This window comes from Acinetobacter sp. UBA2063 (assembly GCF_002333245.1).
Classification (GTDB): Bacteria; Pseudomonadota; Gammaproteobacteria; order Pseudomonadales; family Moraxellaceae; genus Acinetobacter; species Acinetobacter parvus.
Genome location: NZ_DDAH01000133.1, coordinates 1 through 5,555, shown reverse-complemented (window position 1 = coordinate 5,555; position 5,555 = coordinate 1). Strand labels below are relative to the sequence as shown.

Genomic DNA, 5,555 nt, shown 5'->3' with positions numbered 1-5,555 from the left:
TTGGGTATTTTACCAATTATGGGCCGTTTGATTGCTGCAATTCCTGTACCGGTATTGGGTGGCGCAGGTTTGGTATTGTTCGGTACAGTGGCTGCAAGTGGTATTCGTACTTTAGCTAAAATTGATTATAGTGAGCAAAAGAACCTAATCATTGTTGCTACAGCAATTGCCGCAGGTATGATTCCAATTATTGATCACTCATTCTATGCGAACTTCCCAAAATGGGTACAAACCCTGTTCCATTCAGGTATTAGTTCAACGTGCCTCATGGCCATCGTATTAAATATTGTGTTTAACCATCTAAACTTTTTTAAAAGTAAAGAAGTGAATAAAACCAGCAATATTGTTATAGATAGTCATCACTAAGCTATTCAAAATAAATAAAAAAAGCTCACATTAATGTGGGCTTTTTTTATTAAAAAATCTAATATTGGCTTTGTTTTTGCTAAATAAATTACTCAAAACGTATTTATCGCTAGGAAAAACAATTTAATGAAATTTATGCCTCTTTCAGCTGCAATTCTATGCACTATTTCAGCCAACTCTATCTTTGCAGCCCCAATCTGGCAAGACTTCAGCATTACCGGTCTATATGGCACCGACTATCAGCTCATTGCAAAAGAAGACAAACAAACCACTGTGACATTTGAATACGCGTCAAAGCTTAAATATGGTGATTTCTTCATTTTTGCCGACCGTACACATAATGACGTCGGCGATCAAACCTATTTTGAAGCATCACCACGATTGAGTTTAGGCGCTGTAACGGGTAAAGAACTTAAATTTGGCCCTGTAAAAGATGTATTGCTTGCAACCACTTGGGAAGCGGGTAGCAACTGGATAATTTTCTCTATGGTATTGGCTTAGACTTTGATGTGCCATATTTTCAATATGCAAAATTAAATTTATATAAAGTGAATAATGATACTAAAGCTGATGACTATCAAATGACGCTTACCTATGCCATACCTTTTAAAATTGGCTCAGAATCTTTCTTAGCAGATGCTTTTCTGGATTGGTCAACTGCGGAAAAAGGCTCAGCCAGTGAGATGAACTGGACCAGTCAATATAAATGGAATGTGGGGCAACATATTTCCCCAGATACACGCCTGTATGTAGGCGTTGAGCATTCAGTTTGGAATAATAAATATAATATTAAAGGTAAAGATGAAAATAACGTCAGTGCGCTAGTGAAATATCACTTCTAATTGATTCGTTAAAACCGTACATCGTTACACAACATACTGCACAAGACTTAAAAGCCCCACGGATGGGGCTTTTAATTTCTGAGACAATTTTAAATTGAGGTTTCAATTTCAATGATAGTTTAAATTTATGCCACGATATTGAGTACTTCATTAAACTGATAAACATCACAATTATGTCCAATACCAATACGATCAACCACGGCAAAGTTACTTGGCGCCTCTAAAGTTAATAGAGGGTGATGCCATGTACCTGCATGGTAGTTAACACCTTGTGTACCATCTGAAATAAAAGCACAGAGTTTTGAAATATCAGGCGTTTGATCATCCAATGCAGGTGCCACCACAATTAAAAAAGCCTGACCTTGCATCGGGATAAAAGCTTGTGAGCCATTCGGATGTCGCTCAAGCATCGAAACCGAAAAAGGAATTTCTGTCTGTTTAATATTACGAAAAATACTAATACCTGCATGTGCTTCACCGAAGATTTCAGTGGTTACAAGGGCATGATAACGCTCGGTATGTGCATCATTGATATGAAAAAAATCCTGTCCTCCGCAGCAAATCACCTCACCAAAAGGGGCAAAGTTTTCAATGCTCAGGGGCTGTAGCTGAATTGTTTGAACCATGTGTAATTCTTTTATTGTCTATATCAAGTGTAGGAGAAGAAGGATAAAACCACAGTACTTATCCTTCTCGATGTAGAAAGTATTCAAGCTTTCAATTTAGCTTTTGGTTTTACCCCACAAACGAATACGGCTGATACCACCATCTGGAATCATATTAATGCGAATATGCGAGATCTTTTCATGTTGCAAAATTTCGTTTACAAAGCTATGAATATGATCCATTTGCATGTCTTGTGCTTCAAGCAAAAATGGCCAGAACATACTTTGTGGAATTAATTGTGGATCAGTTGCATCTTTAACATATACGGCTTGAATAGAGACTTGGGCTGGAAAGTTGCCTTTAAAGTGTGCCGTATCGATATCAATTTTTTCAATTGCACCAGTTTGACCCAAAGCCAAAATACACCAATCAAAGCCCGGTGCACGACGACGTTTGGTTTCCCAACCATCACCCATATTAATTCCGCGACCTGGGTTAATCAGATTACGTGGATGACCAAAATGTGCATCGCTATAAGCAATTACACGTCCACCATTTTCTAAAGCAACTAAATCAATTGTTGCAGTGTGATCTTGTTGTTGAACGCTCACTTCACCATACACTTTAAAACGAGCAACACCCCCATCAGGAAAAATATTTAAACGCACATGAGTAAAAACTTGGTCAGCTGTAATCGGCAAAACATGATGCTGACTTGGGCCAAGTACGTTGTTCTCTAATATGTTCAACCATTCAGCTTGAGCAAGATCGCCATCAGGGGCGTAGCAGGCTTCAACTGAAGCTGAAGCAGGGTAATTCCCAGTGAAGAAGGTAGTGTCAATATCTAAAGCCTTAATATGCCCAGCTACGCCCAATTGAATAATTGCCCAGTCATAACCTGTGTGACGTTTACGGCGCGTTTCCCAACCATCCATCCATTTACCATGGTCATCGAATTTATCTTCAACAAAAATTGGCGCGTCAAATTGAAGCATACGTTTTGCTTCTGCGAAAAATTCATCTGAACATTCAATAATTTTTGCACCAATACGGTCATCTGCCAAATTGGTAAGTGTCTGTAATTGTGCAGGAATATCAAAATCGGGTGCTAATAAAGTCGCCATATATTAAATCCATTCGCTATTTTCTTTCAAAATTCATGCTTTGCGCTATCGTGCTACAAAAAATTTAATAAACGATAAAAACAAGCATTTACACGCGTTTAGATGCACAGCGTGTGCCAACTTTGGATTTTTTTCAGGGCGCTTTATAAAAAATGGCACGCTTTTAGCATTTTATGACTTAGAAACTTATAAAACACAGGGGAATTATAGATGGAAATTACAATTATTGGTGCAGGTATGGCGGGTCTAACTACAGGCATCGCACTAAAAAAATTCGGACACCAAGTAACCATCTATGAACAGGCAGAACAAATTTTACCGGTGGGTGCTGCTATTTCGTTATGGTCTAACGGTGTGAAATGTCTAAATTATTTGGGTTTGACAGAGCAAGTTGAAAAGCTTGGCGGCAAAATGGATAACCTTGCTTATATTGATGGTCTGACGGGCGATGTGATGACCCAGTTTAGCCTTTATCCATTGATTGAAGAAGTCGGGCAACGACCATATCCGGTATCACGTGCGGAACTTCAGAATATGTTAATGGATGAATTTGGTCGTGAAGATATTCATCTAGCTAAGAAAATGATTTCTTTTGTTGAAGAAGGAGAGCGTGTAAAAATTCAATTTGCAGATGGTAGCGAAATAGAATCTGATCTATTGGTGGGTGCAGACGGTACACACTCAATTACTCGTGCCTATGTTTTAGGTGAGCAAGTTGAGCGACGCTATGCAGGCTATGTCAATTGGAATGGTCTCGTTGATGTCTCAGACGATTATGCCGCAGCAGATCAATGGACAACGTTTGTAGGTGAAGGCAAACGTGTTTCACTGATGCCAGTGGCGAATAATCGTTTCTATTTCTTTTTTGATGTGCCGTTAGCTGTTGGTCTTGAAAATGATCGTAGCCAATACAAAGCTTTATTCAAACAATACTTTAAAGGATGGTGTGAGCCTGTCCAAAAGTTAATTGATGCAGTCGATGTGCAAAAGACCAATCGTGTAGAAATTCACGATATCGAACCATTTGCCAATTTTTACAAAGGTCGAGTGGTGATTGTAGGTGATGCAGCGCACAGTACAACACCTGATATTGGTCAAGGCGGCTGCCAAGCGATGGAAGATGCTATCTATTTGGCACGTTCATTGCAAATTAATACCTTAGGTTTACAAGATTCTTTACGTCGCTATCAGAACAAGCGTAATGAACGTGCCAATGAGTTGGTACTTCGTGCCCGTAAGCGCTGTGATGTGACACATATGAAAGATGAAGCGGTGACCCGAGAGTGGTATGAAGAGTTACGTAAAGAACAAGGCAATCATATTATGAAGGGAATTATTAGTAACATTGTCGGTAATCCACTCGACTAAGCTGTAAGACACAAAAAGAAATGTAAAACTAAAAGGTTAGCTTTCAGCAGCCAGTGTGAATATTCACACTGGCTTTTTTTAGCTATTTAGAAACATTAGATTGAAGAGCAAAGGATTAAATGTTTAAGGAAGTTGCTTTAATTGCAATTTGATTTCTTCCATTTTTTCGACCAATAAATTTACCATTATTTGTGAAAGACGAGATGTTTGACGTTTTGAAGCGACGCACAGTGCAATGGTTAAACGATGCATACCTTTTTCACGAATGGGCTTAAATACGATCTTTTTTGAGTTTAAAAGTGGTAATGCATCCATATATGACATTAAGCCAATGCCTAATTGTTGTTGAATTAATGATGTTATCATTCTAATGTTATTACATTCTATCTTTTGTATAGGATTAAATTTGTGATGTTTATAGAGTGTATGTACATAATCACTGATGACTAAGGGCTCACTTGGCATGATATGACGCTCATTTAAAGTGTCAGATAAATAGATTTTATCCATGCCGGCTAAGGTGTGATGTGGTGATAAAACATAGCCTAAAGGAATTTCAATAAAGGATAAGATTTCTAATTGATTGTGACTTTTAGGATTTAAGATAATGCCAAAATCTAATTCTGCATCAATGATTTTTCTCGATATTTCTTCACTGCTATTCATACTGATATTGAGATTAATCCATGGATAGCTTTCAGCCATGCGTTGAATACAATCCACGACAAAACCATCATTTAGGGCAGAAATAAAACCCATTTCAATATTGCCGCGACTTAATCCTTGAATTTCATCAAATCGAATTCGAGTCAGCTGATATTCTTTTTGCCATTTAAGCAAATCAGCATAAAGTAATTCACCTGCTAACGTTAGCTTCAGCCCCTGCGGTAAACGCTCAAATAAAGCAACGCCTAACTCTTCTTCAGCAAGAACAATTTGCCGATGCACTGCAGAGACTGAAATAAAAAGCTGTTCTGCGGCTTTACGTAAACTGCCAGTACGGGCAACAGCCATAAAATATTCAGAAAATCGGGAAAAGGTAAGCGACATACAGCTATTCAATCTCACGGGCAGTTTACAAAGTACTTATCCATGCTTAAGCGATTTTCATGCCATAACTTTTGATTTTTTCAATTCATTCTGCTTTTGTGTTCTAAAAAGCAGAACATTGTATGCAAATCATTCTAATAGACAGAAATGCTATCCAAACGTATTTTTGACTTAGAAAGGCTTTGTTGCACAAAGATTT

5 protein-coding genes and 1 pseudogene are annotated in these 5,555 nt (G+C 38.1%); 3 read left to right on the top strand and 3 right to left on the bottom strand.

What is annotated here, in order from left to right; translation table 11 throughout:
* Both B4H32_RS06135 and B4H32_RS06130 read left to right on the top strand, forming a co-directional pair.
* On the top strand, positions 1–366 hold a 366-nt coding region (locus B4H32_RS06135; RefSeq protein WP_286800903.1), incomplete at its 5' end, for a solute carrier family 23 protein.
* Between the two features lie 126 nt (positions 367–492).
* Positions 493–1,208 (top strand): annotated as a pseudogene (locus B4H32_RS06130) (outer membrane protein OmpK).
* 125 nt (positions 1,209–1,333) lie between these two features.
* On the opposite strand, the gene B4H32_RS06125 reads toward B4H32_RS06130, so the two are convergent.
* Both B4H32_RS06125 and alc read right to left on the bottom strand, forming a co-directional pair.
* Positions 1,334–1,834 carry an ureidoglycolate lyase gene (locus B4H32_RS06125; protein WP_000250866.1) on the bottom strand — a complete coding sequence of 167 codons (501 nt, stop codon included), beginning with the start codon at positions 1,832–1,834 and terminating at the stop codon, positions 1,334–1,336.
* A 96-nt stretch (positions 1,835–1,930) separates the two neighbouring features.
* The gene (alc, locus tag B4H32_RS06120) at positions 1,931–2,938 is read right to left on the bottom strand and encodes an allantoicase (RefSeq protein WP_000212598.1); all 1,008 of its coding nucleotides are present in this window, start codon (positions 2,936–2,938) and stop codon (positions 1,931–1,933) included.
* Between the two features lie 210 nt (positions 2,939–3,148).
* On the opposite strand from alc, the gene hpxO reads away from it, so the two are divergent.
* A complete protein-coding gene (gene hpxO / locus B4H32_RS06115) occupies positions 3,149–4,306 on the top strand; it encodes an FAD-dependent urate hydroxylase HpxO (RefSeq protein ID WP_000406591.1) in 1,158 nt (385 codons plus the stop codon).
* 123 nt (positions 4,307–4,429) lie between these two features.
* Here the strand turns inward: hpxO and B4H32_RS06110 are convergent, their stop codons facing one another.
* Positions 4,430–5,356: a LysR family transcriptional regulator gene (locus B4H32_RS06110; RefSeq protein ID WP_286800902.1), complete on the bottom strand. Its 927-nt coding sequence runs from the start codon at positions 5,354–5,356 to the stop codon at positions 4,430–4,432.
* Positions 5,357–5,555 lie beyond the last annotated feature (199 nt).

Excerpts from the sequence above, each read along its gene's own strand:
- B4H32_RS06125 (WP_000250866.1), bottom strand. The coding sequence starts at position 1,834 with ATGGTTCAAACAATTCAGCTACAGCCCCTGAGCATTGAAAACTTTGCC.
- B4H32_RS06110 (WP_286800902.1), bottom strand. The coding sequence starts at position 5,356 with ATGTCGCTTACCTTTTCCCGATTTTCTGAATATTTTATGGCTGTTGCC.
- hpxO (WP_000406591.1), top strand. The coding sequence starts at position 3,149 with ATGGAAATTACAATTATTGGTGCAGGTATGGCGGGTCTAACTACAGGC.
- alc (WP_000212598.1), bottom strand. The coding sequence starts at position 2,938 with ATGGCGACTTTATTAGCACCCGATTTTGATATTCCTGCACAATTACAG.